The following is a 23,222-nucleotide window of genomic DNA, read 5'->3' on the forward strand; positions in this document are numbered from 1 at the left end:
ATCTATCGGTAGATCAGTACTGGCAATTAGACGCGACGCTTTGTCGCGCCTAGTCTAAACACTGACCAATCCGCCGGTGGTACTGCCCCATGAACGCCAAGCGCCCAGTCTGCGCGGCGCCCGCTCTTGAAACGCCCGCGCCCGCCGCCAGCCAGAGCTATCAGTATTGCAACCTCGAACACACGGAATCCGCCAGCACAGCCTTGGCGGAAGAAGTGGCGTTGGCGATTGCTTTCAACGATATCAGCCAGGCGGTGATGCTGGTGACGCCGACGGACCTGGAAGACTTTATCGTCGGTTTCAGCATCGGCAGCGGCATTATTGCCGACGTTAGCGATATTTATGACCTGAAACTCAGCGGAACCGGCTCTACCCAGTATGCACAGGTGCAGATTTCCAGCCGCGCCTTCTGGAACCTCAAGCAGCAACGCCGCCAATTGGCCGGTACCAGCGGCTGCGGCCTGTGCGGTGTGGAAGCCGTGGAACAAGCGCTGCCAGACCTTCAGGTACTGCCCGGTGCGCCGCTGCCGCCCGCCGAATGGCTCGATGGCCTGCGTCAGCGCATCAGTGCGTTCCAGCCCCTGGGCCAGTACAGCGGCGCCGTGCACGCCGCGGTATTTATGAACAGCCAAGGCGAATTGCTCCTGGGTCGCGAAGACATCGGCCGGCATAACGCCCTCGATAAGCTGATCGGCGCGCTGATCCGCCAAAAGATTCCGACCGAAGGCGGCCTGGCGATTGTCACCAGCCGTTGCAGCCTTGAATTGATCCAGAAAGTCCTGCGCGCGGGCATCCAGACCCTGGTCAGCCTGTCGTCGCCCACCGGCCTGGCCCTGCAATGGGCACGCCGGCATAACCTCAATCTCATCCACCTGCCGCAGAAAAGTGCGCCGCGGGTCTACAGCCCTGCGATGGAGAACCAGCCGTGAGCAATCATCATCAAGCCGACCAAACCCCAACCCCGCGCTACAAGCCTTATAAAGGCCCGGCGGGCGGCTGGGGGGCACTGATCAGCGTGGCGCAAGCCTGGTTGACCAGCGACAACGCGCTGAAAAACCTGCGCATGATGCTCAAGACCAACCAGAACGGCGGCTTCGACTGCCCCGGCTGTGCCTGGGGCGACTCGCCCGAAAGCGGCATGGTCAAGTTCTGCGAAAACGGCGCCAAGGCGGTGAACTGGGAAGCCACCAAGCGCCGCGTGGATGCTGCGTTCTTTGCCAAACACAGCGTCACGGCCTTGCTGGAGCAAAGTGACTATTGGCTGGAATACCAGGGCCGCCTGACCGAGCCGATGCGCTACGACGCCGAAACCGACCGCTACACGCCCATCAGTTGGGAGGCGGCGTTCGACCTGGTCGGCAAGCATCTCAACGCCCTGCCCAGCCCGGACATGGCCGAGTTCTACACCTCGGGCCGCGCCAGCAACGAGGCGGCGTACCTGTATCAGCTGTTCGTGCGCGCCTACGGCACCAACAACTTTCCGGACTGTTCGAACATGTGCCACGAAGCCAGCGGCGTTGCCCTGGCACAAAGTGTGGGCGTGGGCAAAGGCACCGTGACCTTTGATGACTTCGAACATGCCGACGCGATTTTCGTCTGGGGCCAGAACCCCGGCACCAACCACCCACGCATGCTCGAACCGCTGCGTGAAGCGGTTACGCGCGGTGCTCAGGTGGTGAGTATCAACCCATTGAAAGAGCGCGGCCTGGAACGCTTCCAGCATCCGCAACACCCGCTGGAAATGCTCACCAACGGCGACAAACCGACCAACACCGCGTATTTCCGCCCGGCGCTGGGTGGCGACATGGCCATCCTGCGGGGCATGGCCAAGTTCCTGTTGTTGTGGGAACGCGAGGCCCAGGCCGAAGGCAAAGAGGCCGTGTTCGACCACGACTTCCTCAACGAACACACCACCAACGTGCTGGATTACCTGGGCAAGATCGACGACACCTCGTGGGATGAAATCGTCGCGCAGTCCGGCCTGCCCTTGGTCGAGATCGAACAAGCCGCGCGCATGTACGCCAAAGGCAAGAACGTGATCATGTGCTGGGCGATGGGCATCACCCAGCACCGCCATTCGGTGCCGACCATCCAGGAAATCGCCAACCTGATGCTGCTGCGCGGCAATATCGGGCGCCCGGGCGCCGGCCTGTGCCCGGTGCGTGGCCACAGCAACGTGCAGGGCGACCGCACCATGGGTATCAACGAACGCCCACCGGTGGCGTTCCTCGACTCACTGGAACGTCGCTTCCAATTCAAGGTGCCGCGCGACAACGGCCACAATGTGGTGGAAGCGATTCACGCCATGCTTGAAGGCCGCTCCAAAGTGTTTATCGGCCTGGGCGGCAACTTCGCCCAAGCCACGCCGGACAGCCCGCGCACCTTCGAAGCGCTGCGCAATTGCGACCTGACCGTGCAGATCAGCACCAAGCTCAACCGCAGCCACTTGATGCACGGCAAAGACGCGCTGATCCTGCCGTGCCTGGGCCGTACCGACATCGACATCCAGGCCGAAGGCCCGCAAGCGGTGACGGTGGAAGACTCGTTCAGCATGGTCCACGGCTCCAACGGCCAGTTGCAGCCGCTGTCGAAATTGATGAAATCGGAGCCGGCAATCCTGGCCGGTATCGCCGCCGCGACCCTGGGCAGCAAACCGGTGGATTGGAACTGGCTGGTGGCCGACTACAGCCGCATCCGCGACCTGATCGCCGACACCATCCCAGGCTTCAAGGACTTCAACGAGAAGATCAAAAACCCAGGCGGCTTCTACTTGGGCAACTCCGCCGGTGCGCGCCGCTGGAACACGCCATCGGGCCGTGCCAACTTCCGCCCCAACATCCTGCCCAAGGACTTGATCCACGAACGCACCCACGCCACCGGCCGCGTGCCGGACCTGATCATGCAGTCGATGCGCTCGCACGATCAGTACAACACCACGATCTATGGCCTGGACGACCGCTACCGTGGGGTCAAGGGCCAGCGTGATGTGTTGTTCGTCAACGAAGCCGACATTATTCGCCTGGGCTTCAAGCCGGGGCAGAAGGCCGACATCGTGTCATTGTGGGAAGACGGCCGTGAACGCCGCGTGAAGGGCTTTACCTTGCTGGCGTTTGATATCCCGGCAGGGCAGGCAGCGGCTTACTATCCGGAGGTTAACCCGCTGGTGCCGCTGGAAAGCACCGGGGATGGCAGCCATACGCCGACGTCGAAGTTCGTGGCGATCCGTTTGGAAGCGGCGAGTAACAATGGCTTGATCATGGCACGCTCGGCCTGATCACCGGACCTGTAGTGAGCGGGCTTGCCCCGCGCGGGCTGCGAAGCGGCCCTAAAACCAGGCGCCGCAGAGTGTCTGAGACAACGCGGCGTTCTTATTGGGGCTGCTGCGTAGCCCAGCGCGGGGCAAGCCCGCTCACTACAACGATGGCGTGTTGATCATCCTGAATTGCGGGCACAAAAAAGGCCGCTTTTGCATAAAAGCGGCCGTTCCCAAGTAGCTAAAGACTGACGAATTCAACTTAAGTTCCCTTGTTAAAACAGTAACTTATAGAATTGTGTACAACTCGTGTTACTGGTCGGATTTCTATTGTCACAATCTCGACACAGCCTCAGGATCGCGCCGTCATCCTCTTGAGGTTTCTCTATGAAGTTCTCCTCGATTCTCTTGTTGTCCCTTGGCCTGGTCAGTGGCGCAGCCATGGCCGGTGGCACCACCGAAGCCGGTGTGGGCGGCGCATTGGGCGGGGTACTCGGTTCGGTTGTCGGCCAGCAGATCGGCGGTAACACCGGCTCGGCCATCGGCGCAGCTCTCGGCGGCGCAGGCGGCAGTGCGGTCGGTGCAGACAAGCGCAGCCGCGGCGAAGCAGCCATTGGCGGTGCCCTCGGCGCAGCCGGCGGTAACGTGGTAGGCCGCAGCATGGGCGGCAACACCGGCAGCCTGATCGGCGCAGCCGCGGGTGGTGGTGCAGGTGGCGCACTGGGTAACTACATGGGCAACAAGAGCGATGACGATGATCGTCGTTATCGTGGGCGTGATAACCGTCGTTATGACCGGGATGATCATCGTGGACGCGGGCATGCCTATGGGCATCGCAAAAACAAGCATCACTACCGTCACCGGTAACATCTGAAATACACCCCACATCCAATGTGTGTGTGTGGGTTTGTCGTAGTGAGCGGGCTTGCCCCGCGCTGGGGCGCGAAGCGCCCCTGACCCAGGCGCCGTGTTCTTTCAGGCAGAACTGAGCGGCAGGTTTTGGGGCGGCTTCGCAGCCCAGCGCAGGGCAAGCCTGCTCACCACAACGACCCCCCCTCCCACATTTAGCGCCATGATGTTCGGGGTATTAGGTCAGCTCACCAACCGCTGCAACGCCTCACGCAACGACCCCGGAATACTCACCGGCAGGTTCGACCCCCGATCCACAAACACATGCACAAAGCGCCCTGCCGCACAGGCCTCTTCCTCGCCGGCCTTGAATACCGCCAACTCGTACTGCACTGAGCTATTGCCCAACTTGCCCACCCGCAGGCCGATTTCAATGCGCTCGGGAAAGGCAATCGACGCAAAGTAATCGCACGCTGAGCTCACCACAAACCCCACCACTTCGCCGTCATGAATATCCAACCCACCGTGTTCGATCAGGTAGGTATTCACCGCCGTGTCGAAAAAGCTGTAGTAGGTCACGTTGTTCACATGGCCATACACATCGTTGTCGTGCCAGCGTGTGATGATCGGCTGAAAATGACGGTAGTCCGAGCGTTGTGGCGTGGTTTGAGTCATCGATGAGGTCCTGGAGAGTCGTGCCTCTTAGATACGGGTTTCCGAGCGCTCCCGCAACCACCTACTCAGGGCTGGCCTCAACTACCTGGCGTACGCAGACGGCACGCGCCATGCCATGGTCCTTCTCCAGCGAGGTCGCCACGCAATCTCGATAGGACTGAACATAGGTCTCCATGGCCAGCTTTGCCTTTTTAGGTGAAACGCTGGCCAGGTACTCCGCGAACGACGCCCGGCCGATCTGGAAATGGTGGTAATCGATGCGGGTATCCCAGTAACCCCCCCATGTCAAAAAACCGTTGTTAGCAAACAGATCGATGACATCTTCTGTCCTACCTGGGTAGACAGGCTCGTCAGCACGGACGTTGAGGCGGTTGAGCCCCACGGGCGTCGCAGACTTAGGCTCGATCTTAGCCATCCCTGTGTATTCGCCCTTTTCGTCACGCATGAACGATACGTACGGATTCTGCACCGGGTTGATATCAATGGCGGCACCATAGGCGTGGATAGACCAGCCGGGGCGGCCTGTCAGCGCTCGCCCATTGAAACTGCTGGTGTTGTTATCATCCATCGATGCCTTGTCATCACCCTTGTAATGCTCAAGCGGTACGGCCTTCCTCAACGGAAACCCGCGTTGCAACAAGCCGCTGAAGATTTCCTGGACAAAGGGCGCGACGGCGTCCATTACCACGATACTTCCATCGTCCTGGCGCACACCGTCAAAGTTCACATAGCTGAACGTAACCCGGCTCAAACGCTGGCACGCAAGCGGGTTCTTCTCGCTGATGGTACTGCGCTCCGTCATCAGTCGACAGTCGGCGTCTTTCAACGGCTCGATAGCAGCCATCAGCGGCCAGGCAGTCACCAGACCACAGAACGCCAGTAATGCAGTGAGAAGCTTCGGTGAAGGGATGTCCATGGGAATTGCCTATGTAGAAAGATAGAGCCCCATAGACTCGCATTCCGAACGCATCGCGACTGTCATCCGACTCGCTGATCAGCCCCGATGAAATCCACACGACAAGCCGGAAATATCTTCACACAGGGTTACTGATCCAAAGCACTCAGCCCCGTCTGCGCCCACGTTCTTACCGCTGCGTACGGGTACTCTTCCAAGGCTGCAAAACCCGGTATCCCCCGCGCCTTCAACTTGGTAAACAACGGCACACTGATGCCCCCAAGGAAACGCGTCAGGCGTTCCGCACCTGGCAGTTGGCCGGTGTGTTCATGATGCCTGTGGATAAAATCACCGCACAGTCCCATGAAGTTTTTATCCACAAGCGGCGGCAAGCTTGGCGGTGGCGGCAGGTGCGCAACGTGCCCGTGACACACCGAGCAATGACCGCAACGTTGCGGTGCGTTTTCATCACCAAAATACTTCGCCAGGCGCTGCCCCAGGCAATGCTCGGTGGCGAACAGATCGAGCATGGCGTGAATCCGCGCCACTTCGCCCACCTCGTGCTGCTTGAAGCCTGTGTATAACGATTCGCTCAGTGCCTGTGGGTCAAAATCTGTATTCAGCAAACTGTAGACCTCGGTCATCTGCTTGCTTTCCAGCTCGATCAAGCCCTGCTCCTGGAAATAGTCCAGCGCCTTCACCACCCGCCCACGTTCGGCATTGTGCTGTTGATAAAGCGCGTCAAAATCCACCGTCGCCCAGGTCTTTGCCCGTTTGCAGACCTGGATGATCGCCGCGACAAACTGTTGTCGCTCGCCGGAGAAACGCGCCAGCAAAGCCTCAGGTTCGATCAGGTATTTGAAACGGTATTCGGCGTAGAACGCGTAGCGCGGCGCTATCACGCCCTTGAGTTCCAGCTGCACTAGCAACGTCTTGAGCGGCAGCTCGCGGATATTACTGTGGTCCGACAGCGACCTCAGCAGGAACTCCCACTGCCCCTCACTGCGTGCTGCCTGCAACTCATCGAGTACCCGGCGAATACCATCCTGCTCGGGCGTATCGCCGTACACAAAGTTTTCCAGCACATTAAGGCTGTCGCGGTTGGCCAACACCAGGCAGTCGGACGGCTGCCCATCACGCCCCGCACGGCCGATTTCCTGGCTGTAGTTCTCGATGGATTTGGGCAGGTCGAAGTGCACCACGTTGCGGATATCACTCTTGTCGATGCCCATGCCAAACGCGATGGTAGCGACAATGCAATGGGAGCGCCCGCCCATGAAACGCTGCTGGATGCCCTCGCGCTTATCGTGAGGTAAACCCGCGTGATAAGCCTCGGCCTGGATGCCATTACGGTTCAGGTGCTCGGCAATCTGCTCGGCGGTTTTCTGCAGGGTGACGTAGACGATGCTCGGCTGATTGGCGCGCTCGTTCATCCACTCCACCAAGCGTCGGCGCTTGTCATAGCCGCTGACCGGCTCCACCAACAGGTTGAGATTGGGCCGGTAGAAGCCCGTAGTCACCACATCGTCCGGCGCAATGGCGAACTTCGCCTGCATGTCGGCAATCACCTTAGGCGTCGCTGTAGCCGTCAGCAGCAGCGCTTGTGGGATGTTGAACTGACGCTGGTAGTCCGGCAGCTTCAGATAGTCCGGGCGGAAGTTGTGGCCCCATTCGGAAATACAGTGCGCCTCGTCCACGACCAGCAGCGAAATCTGCACACTTTGCAGGAAGTTGCGAAATCGCTCGTTCTTCAAGCGTTCCACCGAAATCATCAAGATTTTCAGCTCACCGGAGCGCGCACGGGCCATCACCTCATTGGCCTCTTCACGGCTCTGGGCCGAATCGATACTGCCTGCCGAAATGCCATGCCGCTGCAGGAAACCCAACTGGTCCTGCATCAACGCCAACAACGGCGACACCACCACTGTCAGGTGCGGCAGCAACACCGCCGACAGCTGGTAACACAGGGACTTGCCCGACCCGGTGGGGAAAATTGCCGCCGCCGAACGACCGGCCAGTACTGCGCTGATCGTTTGCTCCTGGCCCAAACGAAACTGTGGATAACCGAAGACCTGCTGGAGGGTGTCGTGCATAGGCTGTCACTCCATTGACCGCTGAGTTGGCTCCAAAACATAGCCTGGGAATCTCAGCGAATCGAGAAAGGTCGCGAGGAAAAAAGAGACAGGATGATACACAGGGTACTGCGGTGGCCTTGGGCCAAATGCGACAAGGTCGAATGCAGTTGTAGGAATAACACCAACCAAATGTGAGAGGGGGCTTGCTCCCGATAGCAGAGTGTCAGCAGTACCTCTGTACTGATAACACCACCATCGGGAGCAAGCCCCCTCCTGCACCTTAGCGCTGCACGGCAGCTGAATCAGCGATTCTGCACCCGCTCAATCGCCGTGTCATACACCGGATTGGCCTTCTGTTCCTTGGCCAACTGGTAGTGACGCAACGCATCGGCAAACTGCCCTGCCGCTTCGTAGATCCGCGCAATGTTGTAATAAGCGCCAGCCCGCACCGTCGCAGCGTTCGCGCCGTTCGCCAGGGCGATGGCCTTGCGGTTGGCCCAGATAGACTCGGCAGTATTGCCGGCTTTCTGATACGCCAGGCCCAGGTTGCCGTAGGCCTTGCCGAAACCATTGTCCAGTTCGATCGCCTGACGGAACAGGTCGATGGCCTGGTCCAGGTTACCCGCCTGGTAGGCCGCCTCACCTTGGAGGTTCAGACGTTTCGCATCGGTTTGTGCGGAAGAACTGACCGCGACAGCGGTAATCGCCACGCTGTCGTCCAGCAACGGTTTGACTTCGTTCAGTACACTCGCGGCATTCACGGTCACGCCGCTGAAGGTGTTGATGTCCTGGAAGTCACCGCTGCCGGTCATGCGGAACACCGTCCACAGGTTACCGCTGCGGTTTTGCGGCACGTAATAGGTGCGCACCAGCGATTGCCCCATGTACACGAACACCTTGGCTTCGCTGTTGGACAGCTGACGCGAGCCCGGATTGCCGCCATTGCTGAAGTCGTGCACGGCGTACACGTAGCTTTCGCCGTAGTGCTTCTTCTGCAAGGTGATGGTTTCCGGGCCGTAGCTGTCGGTGTCATCCACATCCAGCTCGGCATCGGTGCCGTTCTTGTTCTCGAAATAGATGTTATTGCCGGGGAAAATCATGTGGGAGTCGAGGTCACGCGGAGTCTTGCCCCACGTCAGCACCACGCGCAGGCCGTCGAGGTTTTCCATTACCGGGCTGATGGCATACGTCATGCCTGCGCACGGGCACTTCACCACCAGATTGGAGTAGCCGGGCTTCTTGATGATCAGCAGGTTGGTGCCATCGTCTGCACCTTCGCTGGTGAGCGTCACCTGACCCTGGGCGTTGGTGCGGCCCACTATGTTCTGCGCGCCATTGCGTTGCAGCAACACTTCGGCGTCAACGATCTTCTGATCCTTGACCACTGCACTGAGCACTTCAATCGGCAATTGCTCGGCCTGAACCGAAAAAGCCACCGCACACAAAGACATCGCCGAGGCGATACGCAGCAAACCCATGCTTAACTTCCCTTTAAGTAGTGGGCGGAATCGCCCTACAAGATTTTGCGGTGAAACATACCCTGAAATCAGGCTACTGGCGGATTTTTTGCACAAAATGTGACGTGGTTTTTATCCCGCCTGCCCATTGAAGCATTGCGCTACAATCAAGCCTTGCCACCCAGGAGTACGCTGCGATGAGCGAACTGACGTTTGAGCAAAAACAGGATCACTACCACAAGATCCGCCGTTCCAATTACCTGGCCAGCCTGCGCCTGGAAGGGTTCGACACCCAACCGGCGGACGTCGACAAACCCTTGCCGACCCGCGAAGCCGTCCTCGCCAAGTACCGCAACACCCCACGCTGATGCTCGACAAATACGGGGTGGGCCAGGATCCGTACTGCTATCCCGGTAGCAGCGTCCTGCGCAACCGCCTCGATTTGCTCGACGAAACGCGCCTGCACCAGGCCGAGCGGGAGCTTTCCGAAATCGCCGTAGGCAGCCTCCCCCTCTTCCCGCCGTCCTACGATCTTGAGCGCCTGCAACATATCCACCTCACCCTGTTCGGCGATATCTACAACTGGGCCGGAGAACTGCGCAGCGTCAACATCCAGAAAGGCGACACCCTGTTCTGCACCCCGGAACGCATCCCGCCGGAAGCGGCGAAAATTATCCGGCGCATGGCAGAGGCGAACTGGTATGTCGGCGCGAGTCAGGCCGAGTTGATCACACAGATTGCTGAAGCCTACGGCGACCTCAACGTCATCCACCCCTTCCGAGAAGGCAACGGTCGGGCGCAGCGGATCCTATTCGAACAGATCATCGTGAATGCGGGTTTTTCGGTGAACTGGTGGCTGGTCAAACACGCGGCGTGGGTACCGGCGAATATTGATGCGGTGGCGTGTGATTACCGGGGGTTGGAGGCGATTTTTGAGCGGTGTGTGAGTCGGCCTGCCAGCGCCTGATCATTGTCATCACGGGCAAGCTCGGCTCCCACATTTGGCCGGTTTTACCTGTTGCCTCGCTGCCAAGCCATAAATGCCGGAAACCGCTGTAAGAAATCTCCAAACGCTGCGACATCCTCTTCCCAAACTGCTTCAAACACCCACTCTCCCCTCTACAGAAGTTACCCGCTGCTGAATGAAAATAGCGCGGTCTCCACTTTCTCGGCAGAAACCCGTGAACATCGAAAGGACTCAACACATCTACCACTATGGCGCCACCTTCGCAGGGGTGCCCGGTAATCACCCCATTGGGGTCAGCCCTCAGCGATCACCCTCAGCCTTCGTCCGACCTTACCAAGGTGGATGAAACGATGACCGAATATGCTCCTTGGATCATTCTCATCACCCTCGTCACACTCGCCGTATTGCTCGACAGAAAGATCAAGCGTCCTGCCCTCAGAACATGGGTTGGGTTCACCCTGATAGTTGCAGGCCCAGTACTTCTGTTTGGCGCCACACGCTGGATAACCGAGCTACAATTCGACAGCATTCCGGTGCTTGCTTTTAGCTACGGCATTCGCTTGCTGATCACCCGAAACAAATATCGCCCCCAACGCAACCATCCCCCTCACCCACTCCTGCGTGCCCCCACCATGAACCTCGCCCCCAACTTCCCCGAAGACCCCGTCATGCAGCAACTCCTGCAACTGCTGCACGAAGAAATCGGCCTGCCGAAACACAAGACGATCCGCCTGCAAACCTCACTCAATTTCGACCTCGGTTGCGATGGCGGCGAGGCCAAGCAACTGATGGAAGCGCTGGAGCAGGAATTTGCCCTCGACCTGGGTGACTACGACACTTATCGTTACTTCAACCCGCCGGTGTTTGATGTGTTCCTCAAACGCAGGGCCAAGGGGCGCGGCGAAAAAGTGCCGCTGACCATCGGCATGCTCTACCTGGCTATCAAGACCCATAGCTGGGATACGCAGACGCTGGAAAACCTGAGCTGAGGAAACACGAATTCCAGGCACACCGGAACTCAAATGTGGGAGGGGGCTTGCCCCCGATAGCAGAGTGTCAGTCAGCAGATGTGCGGCTGATACACCGCCATCGGGAGCAAGCCCCCACATTGGATCTACGCTAGGTTGGCGAGCTGTGTTGCAAACATATGGACGTAACAATGGGCCTGCTGGGGGCCTGCTGGTCGGCGCTGTGGTTTTGCACATCGCCGGCTAACATTGCACCCACAAAAAAGCCGCCCACAAGAGGCGGCTTTTTTATAACGATCGACTCTTACAACTTAGGACCCGCAGCCTTGATCGCATCGCTCACTTCAAACTTCTTGAAGTTCTCGATGAACAGACCGGCCAGCGCCTTCGCCGCTTCGTCGTAGGCGGCCTTGTCAGCCCAAGTGTTACGTGGGTTCAACAGGCCAGTCTCAACGCCCGGTACTGCCAGTGGCACGTCGAGGTTGATGGTGTCGAGGTGCTCGGTTTCAGCACCGATCAACGCGCCGCTCTGGATCGCTGCGATCACGCCGCGAGTGGTCGGAATGTTGAAGCGTTTGCCGACGCCGTAGCCGCCGCCGGTCCAGCCGGTGTTGACCAGGTAGACCTTGGAGCCGAAACCGCGGATGCGCTTGATCAGCAGCTCAGCATATTCGCCAGCCGGACGCGGGAAGAACGGTGCGCCGAAGCAGGTGGAGAAGGTCGACTTGATGCCGCCGCCGGAACCCATTTCGGTCGAGCCCACCAGTGCGGTGTAGCCGGACAAGAAGTGGTAGGCCGCTTGTTCTTCGCTGAGGATCGACACGGGCGGGAGTACGCCGGTCAGGTCGCAGGTCAGGAAGATCACCGCGTTTGGCTCGCCGCCCAGGTTCTTCTCGGAACGCTTGGCGACGTGCTCCAGCGGGTACGCCGCGCGGCTGTTCTGAGTGAGGCTGACGTTGGTGTAGTCGGCGTGCTTGGCGTCGTCGATGACGACGTTTTCCAACACAGCGCCGTGCTTGATGGCTTTCCAGATGACCGGCTCGTTCTTCTCGGACAAGTCGATGCACTTGGCATAGCAACCGCCTTCGATGTTGAACACTACGCCCTCGCCCCAGCCGTGTTCGTCGTCACCGATCAGGTAACGGCTTTCGTCGGCGGACAGGGTGGTTTTGCCGGTGCCGGACAGACCGAAGAACAGGGTCACGTCGCCTGCTTCGCCGATATTGGCGGCGCAGTGCATCGGCAGTACGTCGGAAGCCGGCAGCAGGAAGTTCTGCACCGAGAACATGGCTTTTTTCATTTCACCGGCGTAACGCATGCCGGCGATCAGGACTTTTTTCTGCGCGAAGTTGAGGATCACGCAACCATCGGAGTTGGTGCCGTCACGCTCTGGCACGCATTCGAAGTTGGCGACGTTGAGCACTTGCCACTCATCACGACCGGCCGGGTTGTATTTTGCCGGGTTGATGAACAGGCAACGACCGAACAGGTTCTGCCAGGCAGTCTGGGTGGTCATCTTCACAGCCAGGTAGTGGTCTTCGGCGGACCCTACATGCACGTGGGAAACGAAGTGCTCTTGCGCGTTGTTGAACGCTTCGACACGAGCCCACAGGGCATCGAACTTGTCGGCCGGGAACTTGCGGTTGATCGGGCCCCAGGCGATAGCGTCCTGGGTGGAAGGCTCTTCAACGATGAAACGATCGACTGGCGAACGGCCGGTACGGTGACCGGTTTCGACAACCAGCGCGCCAGTATCGGCAAGCACGCCTTCACCGCGCTGCAGGGCTTCTTTGACCAGATCGTCAACACTCAGATCGGTGTATACGGCGTTATTGGCTTGCGTCATGAGGTTCCCCGTCGGCCTATGGCCGAGTGCTCCAAACGTTTTGTAGTAGAAAGTTGCGCACTACTACCGCGAAAAAAGTGGGCCGGATTATGCCAGAAAAGCCCAAAAAGAGTAGGGCCCTCCCGTCAGAACAGCGCTAATCCGGCATTTGTCAGGTGATTTACCTGTGCTTAAACGTTTTAGTGGCGGGTATCGGAAGGGCTGTCGATGCCTGCGCCCGCGAATAATTGGGCAACATCGGCGGCATCGAACAGGTAACGCTCGTTGCAGAACTGGCAGTCAATCTCGATATTTCCACCGTGCTCAACCACCAGATTTTGCGCATCTTCAAGGCCCAGGCTGACCAAGGCATTGGCCGAACGCTCGCGCGAGCAACTGCAGTTGAAGCGCAGGGACTGCTCTTCGAACAGGCGCACGGCCTCTTCGTGGTACAGGCGGTGCAGGATGGTTTCGTTGTCCAGGCCCAACAGCTCTTCAGCCGTCAGGGTGCCGGCTAGGGCGGTCAGCTTTCGCCAGCTGTCGGTGCGCTCATCGTCGTCCTTGATGCGATCAGCCGGCAATTGCTGCAACAACAGGCCACGGGCCCGCTTGCCATCGGCATTGAGCCAGAACTTGGTGCCGACTTGCTGGGACATCACGAAATAGTTGGTGAAGCAGTCCGACAGGGTTTCGCCGTCCAGATCGACAATGCCCTGGTAGCGCTGGCCTTCCGTCGGGTCCACGGTGATCGCCAGCACGCCGTTGGCCATCAAGTCGGACAAGGTCGCATCCGGGGCAATCTGGTCCGCTTCGTAACGGGCCAGGCCGCGGATTTCCCGCTCGCTGGAACATTCGATCATCAGCATCGGAACCGGGCCTTCGGAGCGTGCCTGCAAAATCAGCAGACCGTCGAATTTCATGGTGCCTACCAGCAGCGAAGCGGCCGCCATCAGCTCGCCGAGCAGTTGCGCGACCGGCTCCGGATAGGGGTGCTTGGCGAGGACTTCGGCATAGCTGCGCTCCAGCGAGACCAGTTCGCCGCGGGCGTCGTTCTCGTCGAAGATGAAGCGTTGGGTGAAGTCGGTATCCGGTAGATCAGTCATAGGTCTGGGTATCTGAATTGATGACAAAATGATTACAAGGTTTATAAAATTAAACGCTTTAGCACCATCTTGGTGCGGCTTTCTCCTGGAAACAGAGAGCTTCATAGAGCGAAGAGGGACAGTTTATGAACAATCCGGGTTTGTTCCAAGCCAAGTGGAACCTCCGGCGATGGGCTCTTTGCAATCTACTCGCTATCGGACTGCTGTGTTTTTGGCTGTGGCCCACGGGGCAGATGCTGTGTGTGATTTTCGACGAGTGGCTGTTTCATCTGCTTAATGACCCGCTGGCAACCCACTCCACGTGGCTGCACATATGGGCTGTGGCCAGTTTGCGGCCGTTTGATGCGGTGGTTGGGGTGATTCTGCTGGCACTGCTGATTCGTGGTGACTGGGTGTTCAAGGCCGTGCAGGTGCGCCAGGCAGTGTTAGGTTTTGTCGGTGTTCTGCTGCTGTTGTTGTTTATCCGCATGCTGTTTTCCAAACTCGCCGCGCAAATGGGCTGGCAACACAGCAGCCCGTCGATGGTGATCAGCGGGGCGGTGCAGATGAGTGACTATTTCCCTGGGCTGGAGAAGACCTGGGAATTGAAGGACCGTTCGAGCCAGAGCTTCCCGGGAGATCATGCTTCGGTGCTGTTGATCTGGGCGATGTTCATGACGGTATTCGCCAGGCGCTTCGGGCAACTTCTGGTGATCTGGGGGCTGGCACTGCTATTCATGATGCCTCGGCTGGTAGCAGGGGCGCATTGGGGGCAGGACGATTACATCGGCGGGGTGTTGCTGGCGCTGTTGGCGTTAGGCTGGGGGTATTACACGCCGTTTGCGGCAAAGGTATCGAGTGGGTTGTCGCGGGTATCGGCGCCGCTGTTTGGGCTGGCTGCTCGTCTACCCGTAGTGAGGCGAATGAGCGTCGTTAGAACTGCGCAATAATTTGTGGTGAGCGAGCTTGCTCGCGCTGGGCTGCGGAGCGGCCCCAAAAAAGGGAGCGCTGCGCACTCCAGCGCGGGGCAAGCCCGCTCACTACAAAAGCCCGTTCGATTGAGGCTAGTCATCGTTGCCACTGCCGCGAAACTTGAAGAGATCGCGACGTTGTTTCTTGCTCGGCTTGCCATCGGTGGTCATGCCTGTGGCGCCCGCCTTGCGCATGGCCGCCGCGTTTTCGCGTTTGGCGATACTGGCTTCGGTCTCGGTGTAGAGCGCCTGCGCTTCGGGCGCACCACGGCGCACGATGGAAAGCGCCTGGACGACGACCGTCTTTTCATCAAATCCAGTACGAATCTGGAACTCATCTCCGACGCGCGGCTCCTTGCCCGGCTTGCAGCGCTCACCCCGATGATGCACCTTGCCACTCTCGATAGCGGCCTTCGCCAAGGCACGGGTTTTATAGAACCGCGCTGCCCACAGCCACTTGTCCAGACGGACCTTTTCTTCCTCTTCCTGCTTTTGAGCCACTTGAATTCCTCGCTCTGAAAAATGTCGCAACCTTACCGTTGAAACCCTTCGACGCATAAACCCCAAGGCTCACCTAAGATACGCCAGGTAGCACCCTGTTTTCGCGAGGATACGCTGTGACCGACTTCCCCCTTTCACTCACCTCGCCCAACCAGCGCTGCGTGGGTTGCCAGCAAAGCGAGCCCTTGGGGTTCGATTTTGCGTTCGCCTACCAGCCTATCGTAGACCTTCGGGACCATTCGATCTTCGCCCACGAAGCCTTGGTGCGCGGCACCCACGGCGAAGGGGCGCTGTCGGTGCTGGACCAGGTCAACGAAAGCAACCGCTACCGCTTCGACCAACGTTGCCGAACCCAGGCGATAGCCGGGGCGGCGGCCCTGGGGATGCAAACCCACCTTTCGATCAACTTCATGCCCAATGCCGTGTACCGTCCGGAATTGTGTATTCGTAGCACCCTGGAAGCGGCTCGCGCACACAATTTTCCACTGAACCAACTGATTTTCGAGACACTAGAAAGCGAGCATGTAGATAACTATCGCCATTTGACCAATATTCTGCGTGAATACCGCGAATTCGGCTTCAAGACCGCCATCGACGATTTCGGCGCGGGCTATTCGGGGCTGAACCTGCTGGCCGATTTCCAACCTGACCTGATCAAACTCGACATGGCGCTTATCCGCGATGTTGACCAGGATCGTGTCCGTCAGGTCATCGTCCAGGGGATTGTCACAATCTGTGAGCAGTTGGGGGTTACTGTCATCGCCGAAGGCATCGAAAGTGCCGGCGAGCGCGACTTCCTGTCCGACTGCGGAATTTTTCTGATGCAGGGTTATTGGTTCGCCAAGCCTGCATTCAACGCCCTGGCCGAGGTTTCACCCCAGGCCTGGGCGAATTGACCGGTTACCCATATTGAAGACATTTGACCATTTGACCGTTGTGGGTCTGCGTGAGTGGGTGGCACTTCCCGACCTGGGAGTGGCAGGCCTGCGTGCGAAGATCGACACCGGTGCCAGCACCTCCAGCCTGCACGCCACCGATATCGAGCCGTTTGAGCGCGACGGTGAAAACTGGGTGCGCTTTACCGCGCACCTGGGCAGCGTGGTGCAACTGCGTCACCGTCGCTGCGAAGCACCCCTGGTGACGATGAAAACCATCAAGAGCTCCAACGGTCATGCGCAGGTGCGCTATGTCATCAGCACTACGCTGGCGCTGGGCGATCGGGTCTGGCGGGTGGAGTTCACCCTGGCCTGCCGCAAAGCCATGCGCTACCGCCTGTTGCTGGGCTCCAAGGCCTTGATTGACGGCCAGTTGGTGGTCAATCCCGGCATCAAGTACGTTCAAGACAAGCCGGTGTTCCCGGTCTCCACTATTTCTGCCCCAGGTGCTGCATGAAGATTGCTGTGCTGTCGCGAAACCCGCGTCTGTATTCCACCCGCCGCCTGGTTGAGGCCGGCATCGAACGTGGCCACGAAATGGTGGTGATCGACACGTTGCGTGCCTATATGAACATTGCCAGCCACAAGCCGCAGATCCACTACCGGGGCAAGCCGCTGGAAGGGTTTGATGCCGTCATCCCCCGGATCGGTGCATCGGTGACGTTTTATGGCTGCGCGGTGTTGCGCCAGTTTGAAATGATGGGGGTGTTTCCCCTCAATGAATCGGTAGCCATTGCCCGATCACGGGACAAGTTGCGTTCGCTGCAGTTGCTGTCGCGCCGGGGAATCGGCCTGCCGGTGACCGGCTTTGCCCACTCTCCCGACGACATCCCCGACCTGATCGACATGGTCAATGGCGCGCCACTGGTGATCAAGGTGCTGGAAGGCACCCAGGGCATCGGTGTGGTGCTGTGTGAAACCGCGACAGCGGCGGAGTCCGTGATCGAGGCATTCATGGGCCTCAAGCAGAACATCATGGTGCAGGAATACATCAAGGAAGCCGGCGGGGCCGATATCCGCTGTTTCGTGGTGGGCGACAAGGTGATTGCGGCAATGAAGCGCCAGGCAAAGCCGGGGGAGTTCCGCTCCAACCTGCACCGTGGCGGCAGCGCCAGCCTGATCAAGATAACCCCCGAAGAGCGCATGACCGCACTGCGAGCGGCCAAGGTGATGGGGTTGAGCGTGGCGGGTGTGGATATCCTGCGCTCCAACCACGGCCCCCTGGTGATGGAGGTGAATTCATCGCCGGGGCTGGAAGGGATCGAGACCACCACGGGGAAAAATGTGGCAGGGATCATCATTGAGCATCTGGAGAAGAATGGCGGGCCGAATATGACTCGGACCAAGGGCAAGGGCTGATCAATCCCTGCTTTTGAAACGCCACAAACCTATGTGGGAGCCAGCTCCCACATAGGGCCTGCGTTGTTGCTTAGACTGCGTCTCTAGGCAGCATCAAACCAAGCGGCAAGCGCACACGCGCTTCCAGGCCACCTTCTTCGCGGTTGCGTAACTCAACATTGCCTCCATGCATCGAGGCAATCCGCCGCACAATCGCCAACCCCAGGCCAGTCCCTTTGCCCCCACGAGCACGGTCGCCACGGGTGAACGGGTTGAAAATGCCCTCCAATTCGTCCGGGTCGATACCTGCCCCCCGGTCCATCACGCTCAGCACCACATAGGGTGCAGCACTGTCGCCAGACACATAGGCCGCCACTTCCACATCGGAGCCTGCGTGGTGCAAGGCGTTGCCAATCAAGTTGTTCAACAGGCGCTTCATCGATACCCGACGCAACGCAAACGGTTGGATCGGCTCCAGGCGCATGCGCACCTGCTCACCGTTCTGGTTGTAGGGCGCGACGACCTCACGCACCAAGTCCGTCAGGTCGACCTCTTCTACCACCTCATCACGGCCATCGCGGATAAACGCCAGGAACTGGTCGAGAATAGCGTCCATGTCCTCAATGTCGCGGACCATGTCGTCGGTAAGGTCGGTATGATTGCCCATCAACTCCAGCGACAAGCGCAGTCGCGTCAACGGTGTGCGCAAGTCATGGGAAACCCCCGCCAGCATCAGCTCGCGTTCGCGACCCGCCTGCTCGACGTCCTCCGCCATCTGGTTGAACGCGCCGTACACCTCGGTCATCTCACTGGGGGTATCGCTGACCGGCAGGCGCACACTGCGCCCCTGCCCCAGCTGACGGGCGGCAAACACCAGGCGTTTAAGCGGCTGGTTAAGCTGGCGGACGAAAATCCACGCGGACGCCGTTGAAAGCAATCCGATGGCGAGGAACCATCCCAATACATTCCAGATTTTTTGTCCGCGCAACGGGTGCGGATAGAGCGGCACCTTGATCCAGGCATCGCCAAGGCTCGGCGCTCTTACCCACAGTGCGGGAGAAACATGCATGCGAAGGCGCACTTCAGTGTCCTCTCCCAGTTCGTCGCGCATCTGGCGCTGGTAGATCTCGCTGTACGGCCAGTGCTGCTCGCCTTCGGGCACACCGGCCCCTTCGACCCGAATCAACGTCGACGCTTTTGCCACCTTTTCGCGGTTCTCAGGATCTACGGCCCAGTAGGCACGCAAGGTCAAGGCAACACCGTGGGCGTACTGCCGGTCCACCAGCACGTCTTCGTTCATCAACAGATAAACCAGCGTGAGTGCCTTGGAAAACAGAACGACGATCAGCACCAGCCAAAGGGTGCGAGAGAAGAAACTTTGCGGGAACCACAGCGGGGTTTTCATAGAAGACAGCTAGATACCTTGCAGGAACGAGCGGCGCTCGCAGAATTGCAGACGCCGGGCATCCCGTCGACTCTGGTGGAGTCAAACACCGAGAGGCCCGCCCCGCAAATCATCGGTCAACTGGTTTTATTGCCATCCGGCACAAACACATAACCCACGCCCCACACCGTCTGGATGTACCGTGGCTTGGACGGATCCGGCTCGATCATCCTGCGTAGACGGGAGATCTGCACGTCGATAGAGCGCTCCAGGGCGTCCCATTCCCGGCCACGGGCCAGGTTCATCAGCTTATCGCGTGTCAGGGGCTGGCGAGCGTTCATCACCAGGGCCTTGAGCACGGCGAATTCGCCGGTGGTCAGCATATGCACTTCATCGCCACGCTTGAGCTCACGCGTGGCCAGCGACAGTTCGTAGTCGCCAAAGGTCACGCTTTCGTCTTCGCTGCCCGGTGCGCCCGGCACAGGCAGGGCTTGGCGACGCAGTACGGCTTTGACCCGGGCCATCAGCTCATCAGGGTTGAACGGCTTGGCCAGGTAATCATCGGCGCCCAGTTCGAGGCCCTTGATGCGGCTCAGCTCATCACCCTTGGCGGTGAGCATGATGATGGGAATCTGGTTGTTCGCGCCGCGCAGGCGTTTGCAGGCGGTCAGGCCGTCTTCGCCGGGCAGCATGAGGTCGAGTACGACCAGGTTGAATACCTCACGCCCCAGCAGACGGTCCATCTGCTCGGTGTTCGGCACCGCGCGGGCACGGTAGCCCTTGGAGTTGAAGAAACGCTCCAGCAGGCTGCTCAGCCCTGGATCGTCATCAACGATGAGAATTTTTTCGCCTTCAGCAGTTTGTGCAGTGCTGCTCATTGGATGCTCCTCTTATCTCGGCGCGCATTATGGCCTAGCTGCCGTTATACGCACCGTGTGCATTGTTAGCAGATTTTTCCTCTACTGCCAGCGAACCCGCGCCCTACAACCGTTGGCGCAATCCCCCCCAAGGGCAGAACGCTGGTTATAATGCGGCGCCGTCGTGCAGGGCAACGTCAGATCGTTACCGTTTGATGCCGAGGCTTTTTTCACCCGCTTGTCGTGATTTTTTCGATTTCGAGGGTCAATAGGCTGCCTCTTGACCCAGGCAGCGGCGCCAGTCGGGCCGCTCAACCAGCCTCCCAAGGCCTTGTTCTCCGGGCCTGCGAGCTGCTTTTAAGAATTTCAGGTGGTTTTATGGACAGCATCAACAGCCGCATCGCCGAGGAACTCGGTGTACGCCCACAACAGGTCGAAGCGGCCGTCGCTCTACTGGATGAAGGCTCCACGGTGCCTTTCATCGCCCGTTACCGTAAAGAAGTGACCGGCAGCCTCGACGACATCCAATTGCGGCACCTGGAAGAGCGCCTGCGCTACCTGCGAGAACTCGACGAACGGCGTATCAGCATTCTCGCCAGCATCGAGGAACAGGGCAAGTTGACCCCGCAGCTTGAGCGCGACATCAAGCTCGCCGACACCAAGACCCGTCTCGAAGACCTCTACCTGCCGTACAAACAGAAGCGTCGCACCAAGGGCCAGATCGCCCTGGAAGCCGGCCTGGGCGAGCTGGCTGACGGCCTGTTCAATGACCCGTCGCTGACCCCGGACACCGAAGCGGCCCGTTTCATCGACGCCGAAAAAGGCGTCGCCGACGTCAAGGCCGCCCTGGAAGGCGCCAAGTACATCCTCATGGAGCGCTTCGCGGAAGACGCCAGCCTGCTGGAGAAACTGCGTACTTACCTCAAGCAGGAAGCCATTCTCAGCGCCCGTGTCATCGCCGGCAAAGAGGAAGAAGGCGCCAAGTTCCGCGATTACTTCGAACACGACGAACCGCTCAAGAGCATGCCGTCCCACCGTGCACTCGCCATTTTCCGTGGCCGCAACGAAGGCATTCTCAGCTCCGCGCTGAAGGTTGGCGACGAGCTGCCGGGCACCATGCACCCGTGCGAAGGCATGATCGGTCAACAATTCGGCATCCAGAATCAGAACCGTCCTGCGGACAAGTGGCTCGGTGAAGTGGTGCGCTGGACCTGGAAGGTCAAGCTCTACACCCACCTGGAAACCGACCTGCTCGGCGAGCTGCGCGACGGTGCCGAAACCGAGGCGATCAACGTCTTCGCCCACAACCTGCATGACCTGCTGCTGTCGGCCCCAGCCGGCCCGCGCGCCACCCTGGGCCTCGACCCAGGCCTGCGTACCGGCTGCAAAGTCGCCGTTGTGGACGCCACCGGCAAGCTGCTGGACCACGCCACTGTGTATCCGCATGTGCCGCACAATAAATGGGACCAGACCCTGGCGATACTTGCCGCGCTGTGCGCCAAGCACGCGGTGGACCTGATCGCCATCGGCAACGGCACCGCCAGCCGTGAAACCGACAAGCTGGCCGCCGAACTGATCAAAAAATATCCAGCCATGAAGATGACCAAGGTCATGGTTTCCGAAGCCGGTGCTTCGGTGTACTCGGCGTCGGAACTGGCGTCCAAGGAGTTCCCGGACCTCGACGTGTCGATCCGTGGCGCGGTGTCCATCGCCCGTCGCCTGCAGGATCCCCTGGCCGAACTGGTGAAGATCGACCCTAAATCCATCGGCGTCGGCCAGTACCAGCACGACGTGTCGCAGCTGAAACTGGCGCGCGGCCTGGATGCGGTCGTGGAAGACTGCGTGAACGCCGTGGGCGTGGACGTGAACACGGCCTCCGTGGCACTGCTGGCGCGTATTTCCGGCCTTAACGCCACGCTGGCGCAGAACATCGTCACTCACCGTGACGAAAACGGCGCCTTCAAAACCCGTGCAGCACTGAAAAAAGTCGCACGTCTGGGTGAAAAAACCTTCGAACAATCCGCCGGCTTCCTACGCGTAATGAACGGTGACAACCCGCTGGACGCTTCGGCGGTTCACCCGGAAGCCTACCCGCTGGTGCAACGCATCGCTGCCGAGACTGACCGTGACATCCGTTCGCTGATCGGTGACGCCGCGTTCCTCAAGCGCCTGGACCCAAAGAAGTACACCGACGAAACCTTCGGCGTACCGACCATCACCGACATCCTGCAAGAGCTGGAAAAACCTGGCCGCGACCCACGTCCCGAGTTCAAGACTGCCGAGTTCCAGGACGGCGTCGAAGACCTCAAGGACCTGCAGCTGGGCATGATCCTGGAAGGTGTGGTCACCAACGTGACCAACTTCGGCGCCTTTGTGGACATCGGCGTGCATCAGGACGGATTGGTGCACATCTCCGCGCTTTCGGAGAAATTCATCAAGGATCCACGCGAAGCGGTAAAAGCCGGTGATGTGGTCAAGGTCAAGGTCATGGAAGTCGACATCCCACGCAAACGCGTCGGCCTGTCGATGCGCATGAGTGACACCCCCGGCGAGAAAATCGACGGTGCCCGTGGCGCACGCCCAGGCTCGGCGCCGCGCCAGTCGCAAAACAATGCACCGCGCAAGGAAGCCGCCACGGCAGCCCCAAACAACAACGCCATGGCCTCGCTGTTCGCCAACGCCAAACAGTTGAAGAAACGCTGATGGAGATCCCGGCCGGGTTGACCCAGAGCGCATTCAGCGAGCTGATCGGCTGCCGCCTGCAGCGCCTTGAAGAAGGCATTGCCGAGGTGGCCCTGACCCTGGAGCCGCACTTGCGCAACCGCGCGGGCAAGCTCCATGGTGGGGCGATTTTCAGCCTGGTGGACATTACGATGGGGCTGGCCTGTTCCAGCTCACATGGTTTCGACCAGCAGAGCGCGACCATCGAATGCAAGATCAATTACATCCGCGCCGTGGAAGACGGCGACGTGCTGTGCACCAGCCGGGTGATTCATGCCGGCCGCCGCACGCTGGTGGTCGAGGCGGATGTGTACCAGGACGAAAGACTTGTCGCAAAAGCGCAGGGCACCTTCGCTGTCCTATAGCTCCTCACCCTCGATTTGAGTTAATTTCGGCGCTGCGACAACAGCGTCGGAATTTTCTAGCCGCGCTGTAGCCAAATTCATGGAGTGAAGTAGGCATTTTCACA

The 23,222-nt window shown here is 59.4% G+C and carries 21 protein-coding genes; 12 read left to right on the forward strand and 9 right to left on the reverse strand.

Going from position 1 to position 23,222, the window contains the following annotated elements:
• Positions 1-89: 89 nt before the first annotated feature.
• The 3 genes from fdhD to AO064_RS17580 all read left to right on the forward strand — a co-directional run bounded on the left by fdhD (position 90) and on the right by AO064_RS17580 (position 4,120).
• A complete protein-coding gene (gene fdhD / locus AO064_RS17570; RefSeq protein ID WP_064054138.1) occupies positions 90-929 on the forward strand; it encodes a formate dehydrogenase accessory sulfurtransferase FdhD in 840 nt (279 codons plus the stop codon).
• Complete coding sequence (locus tag AO064_RS17575) at positions 926-3,274, forward strand: FdhF/YdeP family oxidoreductase (RefSeq protein WP_064054139.1); 2,349 nt, start codon at positions 926-928, stop codon at positions 3,272-3,274. Before fdhD ends, AO064_RS17575 begins: the two co-directional genes overlap by 4 nt.
• 366 nt (positions 3,275-3,640) lie before the next feature.
• Positions 3,641-4,120, forward strand: coding sequence for a glycine zipper domain-containing protein (locus tag AO064_RS17580; protein ID WP_012721700.1), 480 nt, complete (start codon positions 3,641-3,643; stop codon positions 4,118-4,120).
• Between the two features lie 225 nt (positions 4,121-4,345).
• On the opposite strand, the gene AO064_RS17585 is transcribed toward AO064_RS17580, so the two are convergent.
• The 4 genes from AO064_RS17585 to AO064_RS17600 all read right to left on the reverse strand — a co-directional run bounded on the left by AO064_RS17585 (position 4,346) and on the right by AO064_RS17600 (position 9,225).
• A complete protein-coding gene (locus AO064_RS17585; RefSeq protein ID WP_046034599.1) occupies positions 4,346-4,777 on the reverse strand; it encodes an acyl-CoA thioesterase in 432 nt (143 codons plus the stop codon).
• Positions 4,778-4,838: 61 nt separating this feature from the next.
• Positions 4,839-5,693, reverse strand: coding sequence for a M15 family metallopeptidase (locus AO064_RS17590; protein WP_064054140.1), 855 nt, complete (start codon positions 5,691-5,693; stop codon positions 4,839-4,841).
• A 128-nt stretch (positions 5,694-5,821) separates the two neighbouring features.
• The gene (locus tag AO064_RS17595) at positions 5,822-7,765 is read right to left on the reverse strand and encodes a RecQ family ATP-dependent DNA helicase (RefSeq protein ID WP_064054141.1); all 1,944 of its coding nucleotides are present in this window, start codon (positions 7,763-7,765) and stop codon (positions 5,822-5,824) included.
• A 284-nt stretch (positions 7,766-8,049) separates the two neighbouring features.
• Positions 8,050-9,225: a tetratricopeptide repeat protein gene (locus tag AO064_RS17600; RefSeq protein ID WP_064054142.1), complete on the reverse strand. Its 1,176-nt coding sequence runs from the start codon at positions 9,223-9,225 to the stop codon at positions 8,050-8,052.
• 176 nt (positions 9,226-9,401) lie between these two features.
• Here AO064_RS17600 and AO064_RS30335 point away from each other — a divergent pair, with 176 nt between their 5' ends.
• The 3 genes from AO064_RS30335 (at position 9,402) to AO064_RS17610 (ending at position 11,160) form a co-directional block, all read left to right on the forward strand.
• Complete coding sequence (locus AO064_RS30335; RefSeq protein ID WP_003236014.1) at positions 9,402-9,572, forward strand: YhfG family protein; 171 nt, start codon at positions 9,402-9,404, stop codon at positions 9,570-9,572.
• Positions 9,572-10,171: a putative adenosine monophosphate-protein transferase Fic gene (locus AO064_RS17605; RefSeq protein WP_064054143.1), complete on the forward strand. Its 600-nt coding sequence runs from the start codon at positions 9,572-9,574 to the stop codon at positions 10,169-10,171. Before AO064_RS30335 ends, AO064_RS17605 begins: the two co-directional genes overlap by 1 nt.
• Positions 10,172-10,803: 632 nt before the next feature.
• Complete coding sequence (locus tag AO064_RS17610; protein ID WP_043206099.1) at positions 10,804-11,160, forward strand: DUF1493 family protein; 357 nt, start codon at positions 10,804-10,806, stop codon at positions 11,158-11,160.
• 283 nt (positions 11,161-11,443) lie between these two features.
• Here the strand turns inward: AO064_RS17610 and AO064_RS17615 are convergent, their stop codons facing one another.
• Positions 11,444-12,985 (reverse strand): phosphoenolpyruvate carboxykinase, encoded by a 1,542-nt coding sequence (locus AO064_RS17615; protein ID WP_012721692.1) that lies wholly within the window; start codon positions 12,983-12,985, stop codon positions 11,444-11,446.
• 179 nt (positions 12,986-13,164) lie between these two features.
• On the reverse strand, positions 13,165-14,067 hold the full coding sequence (hslO, locus tag AO064_RS17620; protein ID WP_012721691.1) for an Hsp33 family molecular chaperone HslO: 903 nt from the start codon (positions 14,065-14,067) through the stop codon (positions 13,165-13,167).
• Between the two features lie 125 nt (positions 14,068-14,192).
• Here hslO and AO064_RS17625 point away from each other — a divergent pair, with 125 nt between their 5' ends.
• On the forward strand, positions 14,193-14,996 hold the full coding sequence (locus AO064_RS17625) for a phosphatase PAP2 family protein (protein ID WP_012721690.1): 804 nt from the start codon (positions 14,193-14,195) through the stop codon (positions 14,994-14,996).
• A 114-nt stretch (positions 14,997-15,110) separates the two neighbouring features.
• Here the strand turns inward: AO064_RS17625 and AO064_RS17630 are convergent, their stop codons facing one another.
• Positions 15,111-15,518, reverse strand: a complete 408-nt coding sequence (locus tag AO064_RS17630; RefSeq protein ID WP_012721689.1) for an RNA-binding S4 domain-containing protein — start codon at positions 15,516-15,518, stop codon at positions 15,111-15,113.
• A gap of 116 nt (positions 15,519-15,634) precedes the next feature.
• Between AO064_RS17630 and rimA the strand changes: the two genes are divergently transcribed.
• From rimA to rimK, 3 genes are read left to right on the forward strand one after another with little or no spacing between them, the layout of a single operon-like run.
• The gene (gene rimA, locus AO064_RS17635) at positions 15,635-16,414 is read left to right on the forward strand and encodes a S6 modification regulatory phosphodiesterase RimA (RefSeq protein WP_012721688.1); all 780 of its coding nucleotides are present in this window, start codon (positions 15,635-15,637) and stop codon (positions 16,412-16,414) included.
• Positions 16,415-16,427: 13 nt separating this feature from the next.
• A complete protein-coding gene (gene rimB, locus AO064_RS17640; RefSeq protein ID WP_012721687.1) occupies positions 16,428-16,910 on the forward strand; it encodes a retropepsin-like aspartic endopeptidase RimB in 483 nt (160 codons plus the stop codon).
• Entirely contained in the window at positions 16,907-17,812 is a 906-nt protein-coding gene (gene rimK, locus AO064_RS17645; protein ID WP_046034594.1) for a 30S ribosomal protein S6--L-glutamate ligase, read from the forward strand. Before rimB ends, rimK begins: the two co-directional genes overlap by 4 nt.
• A 70-nt stretch (positions 17,813-17,882) precedes the next feature.
• Here the strand turns inward: rimK and AO064_RS17650 are convergent, their stop codons facing one another.
• Positions 17,883-19,196 carry an ATP-binding protein gene (locus tag AO064_RS17650; RefSeq protein WP_012721685.1) on the reverse strand — a complete coding sequence of 438 codons (1,314 nt, stop codon included), beginning with the start codon at positions 19,194-19,196 and terminating at the stop codon, positions 17,883-17,885.
• 116 nt (positions 19,197-19,312) lie between these two features.
• Entirely contained in the window at positions 19,313-20,053 is a 741-nt protein-coding gene (gene ompR, locus AO064_RS17655) for an osmolarity response regulator transcription factor OmpR (protein ID WP_012721684.1), read from the reverse strand.
• Positions 20,054-20,410: 357 nt separating this feature from the next.
• On the opposite strand from ompR, the gene AO064_RS17660 reads away from it, so the two are divergent.
• Both AO064_RS17660 and AO064_RS17665 read left to right on the forward strand, forming a co-directional pair.
• Complete coding sequence (locus AO064_RS17660) at positions 20,411-22,735, forward strand: Tex family protein (protein ID WP_064054144.1); 2,325 nt, start codon at positions 20,411-20,413, stop codon at positions 22,733-22,735.
• Positions 22,735-23,118 (forward strand): PaaI family thioesterase, encoded by a 384-nt coding sequence (locus AO064_RS17665; RefSeq protein WP_064054145.1) that lies wholly within the window; start codon positions 22,735-22,737, stop codon positions 23,116-23,118. Before AO064_RS17660 ends, AO064_RS17665 begins: the two co-directional genes overlap by 1 nt.
• The last annotated feature ends 104 nt before the right edge of the window (positions 23,119-23,222 follow it).

This window comes from Pseudomonas marginalis (assembly GCF_001645105.1).
In the GTDB taxonomy this organism is placed as follows: domain Bacteria; phylum Pseudomonadota; class Gammaproteobacteria; order Pseudomonadales; family Pseudomonadaceae; genus Aquipseudomonas; species Aquipseudomonas petroselini.